General features: G+C 37.4%; 4 protein-coding genes and 1 pseudogene. 3 read left to right on the top strand and 2 right to left on the bottom strand.

Annotated elements, in window-relative coordinates; translation table 11 throughout:
• Positions 1 to 164: 164 nt before the first annotated feature.
• From O9324_RS09570 to O9324_RS09560, 3 genes and pseudogenes are all read left to right on the top strand, one after another.
• A pseudogene (locus O9324_RS09570) lies at positions 165 to 782 on the top strand (ATP-binding protein); the annotation flags it as partial.
• A gap of 366 nt (positions 783 to 1,148) precedes the next feature.
• Positions 1,149 to 1,595 (top strand): DUF29 domain-containing protein, encoded by a 447-nt coding sequence (locus O9324_RS09565; RefSeq protein ID WP_288140054.1) that lies wholly within the window; start codon positions 1,149 to 1,151, stop codon positions 1,593 to 1,595.
• Positions 1,596 to 1,837: 242 nt separating this feature from the next.
• Positions 1,838 to 2,305, top strand: coding sequence for a DUF29 domain-containing protein (locus O9324_RS09560; RefSeq protein WP_288140053.1), 468 nt, complete (start codon positions 1,838 to 1,840; stop codon positions 2,303 to 2,305).
• On the opposite strand, the gene O9324_RS09555 is transcribed toward O9324_RS09560, so the two are convergent.
• Both O9324_RS09555 and O9324_RS09550 read right to left on the bottom strand, forming a co-directional pair.
• A complete protein-coding gene (locus O9324_RS09555; protein WP_288140052.1) occupies positions 2,302 to 3,090 on the bottom strand; it encodes a hypothetical protein in 789 nt (262 codons plus the stop codon). The two genes, O9324_RS09560 and O9324_RS09555, sit on opposite strands and share 4 nt — an antisense overlap.
• A 383-nt stretch (positions 3,091 to 3,473) precedes the next feature.
• A complete protein-coding gene (locus O9324_RS09550; RefSeq protein WP_288140051.1) occupies positions 3,474 to 3,980 on the bottom strand; it encodes a type IV pilin-like G/H family protein in 507 nt (168 codons plus the stop codon).
• Between the last annotated feature and the right edge of the window lie 153 nt (positions 3,981 to 4,133).

The following is a 4,133-nucleotide window of genomic DNA, read 5'->3' as shown; positions in this document are numbered from 1 at the left end:
TTATCAGTTATCAGTTATCAGTTATCAGTTATCAGTTATCAGTTATCAGTTATCAGTTATCAGTTATCAGTTATCAGTTATCAGTTATCAGTTATCAGTTATCAGTTATCAGTTATCAGTTATCAGTTATCAGTTAATTTTTTTCTGGTTTTGTTTGTGGCTATATGCTGCCCGGTTTTCGGATTATTATGACTATTCCGATCGCCGCTTTAAGAGAAGTAGCTTTAAAGGCAACTCTCCAAACAGAAACTAACGATCAGATCGTACAAATGCCTGTATATAAACTCTTTAAACAGGGAGGAATTAATTCACCTAATGCTATACCCGATCCGCAAATTATTGCTACTTTAACCGAGATTATCACTAAGCGCATCGATCCCGCTTTAATCGATCCTGACACCCTCGAAAAAATTTGTCTTTATAGTGGGGGAGTGTTACGAGAATTAATTCGCATTACTAATGATTGCTGTCGGGTTTGTTTGCGATCGGTTCGTCGTTATCCTGATGATAATACCCTAAAAATTGATCAAGCTGTTTTAGAACAATCAATCACAGAACTTAGTCTCGATTTTGCTGAAAGTATCGGTACAGCAGATGAGGAAATTATTAAAACTGTTTATGAAAAGTCAAAACCGAAGTATCTCAAGGATCAAAATTTTCTAGATCTGTTGCATGGTTTATATATTTTGGAATACCGCAATGGCGATCTCTGGTATAATGTGCATCCGATTATCCGATATCCGATTGTGGTTGAGTTAATGAAAAAAAGAGGAAAAATTTGAATGGGATAAATAAGTAGTTATAATTAAATTGAAGATGGATTTCCCCTTGATCCCTAGGGTTGATTCATAGTAGGGTTGATTCATGAATCAACCCTACCCAAACCCCCCGTTGGGGACGCAAGCGCCGTCCCCAAACCCTGGAGCGCATTAGCTTTTCGGTGGGATGCTTACACGCGGCTGTTCATACATTTGTAGCAGTTTAAGAGTGACTGATAATTGCTGATTATCGCTATTTCCGAAAATGTGAGATACACCCAAACCGAGCGACTTTTAATGCAAGTTTTAAGTAAGCGCCAATTCAGACTTAAATTGTTGGCGAAGTTTCGCTAAAATGAAGGTAATTAGTCAAGATAAGAGGTCAAAATTATGACTTTAGCCAAGGTAAAAAATCTGTATGATCAAGATTTTGCTTTGTGGATAGAGAAGACGGTTAAGCAATTAAAATCTGGGGATTTATCTCAGGTTGATTTGGAGAATTTGATCGAGGAGGTGGAATCTTTGGGAAGACGAGATAAAAGGGAACTTAAAAACCGTTTAATTACATTATTTGAACACGGTTTAAAACGCCGTTATCTTCTTTTGTACGACTGTTATCGAGGTTGGGAAGTAACAATTAAACGCTGTCAATCGAAGTTAAAAGATATCCTTAAAGATTCCCCTAGTTTATGCAGTTTTTTGACGGATATTTGTGATAATTGTTATCAGGAAGCGGTGGAGAATATGCGAATCGAATATGATGCTAGTTTTCCCGATTTTTGTCCTTTTTCTAAGGATATTGATGGCTTATTAAATCATAAGTTTTGGGAAAGTTAAACTTTGATACCAAATCGGTTGAGGAGAGGCACTCTTGGGATAGGGAGAATAGGTAATCATACTAAATCCGTTGAGTAACGCACAGAAAACGGGTTTCTCGGAGAAACCCGTTTTCTACTCTCGGAGAAACCCGTTTTCTACTCATGCACTCATGCAAAAAGGGGAATAAATAATCAGTCTTTAATAACCAGATTTAGTGTGATTTTCAAGAAATTAATTTAAGTTTAACAGGGAGAAAAATTATGACTTTAGCCAAGGTAAAAAATCTGTATGATCAAGATTTTGCTTTGTGGATAGAGAAGACGGTTAAGCAATTAAAATCTGGGGATTTATCTCAGGTCGATTTAGAGAATTTGATCGAGGAGGTGGAATCTTTGGGGAAAAGTCAACCCAAAGCGGTCGATAATTTTTTAACTCGTTTATTAGAACATTTATTAAAACGTTGTTATGTGGTTCTTCCCGATTGTTATCGAGGGTGGGAAATTGAAATTAGAAATTTTCGCAAGAAGTTGAAGAAGGAATTTAAGTATTCTCCTAGTTTGAAAAGGTTTATGATAGAGATTTTAGAAGAATGTTATCGAGAAGCTTTAGAAGCGGTGAAAGAGGATTATCCAGACTCTAATTTTCCCGATGTTTGTCCCTTCCCTAATGATATTGATGGTTTATTAAATCATAAGTTTTGGCAGGATAAAAAATATGTCAACCCCTAATCCTTGGGGGGAATTGCCATCACTTGATTATCATTAATCACAACCAATTTACCGCCCAATTTTTCGATATTTTCCTTAGCTAACCTGCGGGTTTCTTCGTATTGGCTATTTATCCAGACTAACATCCAAGCACCGACTCTAGGAGCGCGACTATCGGGATTAGTTTCTAAAAATTTCACTGTTCCCCTAGCGGATTTTTCGATAAATTCATTACCGGCAATTTTTGCCCAATCGGCGGCCATTTGATAGGATTTTTTCGCCGCGGGAATATCACCTAAAAATAATAGTTCATCCACTCCTTTATATAACCAAAGAAAATAGGCATCGGTGACATCAGGAGTGATTTTTGATAAACCTTTATTCATAATCTCAATCGTTCTTTCGGGTTTACCAGCATTGAGGGAAGAAGCGACAGACATCATCAAATAGGCGCGGACAAATTTGGGGTCATTTTTGGTGACAATTTCCATAAAATCGGGACTTAAACCGTAACCAGTTTCCTTGCGAGCATCCACATCGCCATAGTATTGTATAAACTGTAACATTGACCAATTGGCTAACATATTATTAAAGCCAAAGGAAGGTATATTTTTTAATAACTCAACCTGAGCATTTTCTAGACGAGATTCTTGACTATAATTTCTCTCTAATAACTTTTCTTTGGTCAAGGTTTTCACCTTTTCCTGTTGCATTTCCACAATAGCCATGATTAGTCCACCGATGACGGCGACTAAACCCAGAGTTTTAAGTAAGGATAGATTGAGAGATTTTTTTACGCCTAACATATCTTCAAATAAAAGTCAATAATCAGTAACGTAAGTAGCTGGTTTTAATTAAATTAAAACATGGATTTTAGGTTCGATCCCCCCTGCCCCCCTTGATAAGGGGGGTGCCGATAGGCGGGGGGATCTCCCCTTTATCCCCCCTTAATAAGTAGGGTTAATTCATGAATTAACCCTACCATCGCGGTTAATTCATGAATTAACCCTACGATGAATTAACCCTACGATGAATTAACCCTACGATGAATTAACCCTACGATGAATTAACCCTACGATGAATTAACCCTACGATGAATTAACCCTACGATGAATCAACCTACAAATCACGACCTTCATAATTATAACCATCTACTTATCAACAAAAATAAAAGATTTTTGGGTTTATTTTAATTAATTTTAATGCCATTAACACAGCTAAGAACACCGGCGGAATTACTGGTAGAAACATTATCGTCTAAAGGAGTGTCATCCTCACAAACAATACCAGTATAGGCCCCGGCTGCCGTTTGTCCAGCCGCTCCAGCATAATTTTTAATATCGTCATCAAATTCAGGCACTGCATTCGCTCGATAGGCGGTTCCAAAAGCATCGGGGGTTTCTACTTGGCTGATATTATAAAATGTTAGGGAAATAGTGGCAGCTTCCAGAGATAGTTGAGATAAAGTAGCAAAAGTCCCTTTTTCATAACGATAACCCTGTTGGGCGCGATTGATTAATCCCAGTGCTTCGCGCGCTTCTGCTTGCCTACCCTTAGCGATTTGTCCCAAGAGAGTGGGTAAACTGATGGCAGCGAGAACCCCCAATAAAATCACCACTACTAACAATTCTATTAGAGTAAAACCCCTCGCTTTTTTTTCCTGTGATTTGATTGCTGAAAAAAGAAGGTATTTCATGGTTAGGTGCTGGCAATTCAGTTATCAGTTATCAGTTATCAGTTATCAGTTATCAGTTATCAGTTATCAGTTATCAGTTATCAGTTATCAGTTATCAGTTATCAGTTATCAGTTATCAGTTATCAGTTATCAGTTATCAGTTATCAGTTATCA

The sequence above is a fragment of the Microcystis sp. LE19-84.1B genome (assembly GCF_027531875.1).
GTDB classification, from domain to species: Bacteria; Cyanobacteriota; Cyanobacteriia; order Cyanobacteriales; family Microcystaceae; genus Microcystis; species Microcystis panniformis.
This window is presented reverse-complemented; position numbering and strand designations above follow the sequence as displayed.

Excerpts from the sequence above, each read along its gene's own strand:
- O9324_RS09560 (WP_288140053.1), top strand. The coding sequence starts at position 1,838 with ATGACTTTAGCCAAGGTAAAAAATCTGTATGATCAAGATTTTGCTTTG.
- O9324_RS09555 (WP_288140052.1), bottom strand. The coding sequence starts at position 3,090 with ATGTTAGGCGTAAAAAAATCTCTCAATCTATCCTTACTTAAAACTCTG.
- O9324_RS09550 (WP_288140051.1), bottom strand. The coding sequence starts at position 3,980 with ATGAAATACCTTCTTTTTTCAGCAATCAAATCACAGGAAAAAAAAGCG.
- O9324_RS09565 (WP_288140054.1), top strand. The coding sequence starts at position 1,149 with ATGACTTTAGCCAAGGTAAAAAATCTGTATGATCAAGATTTTGCTTTG.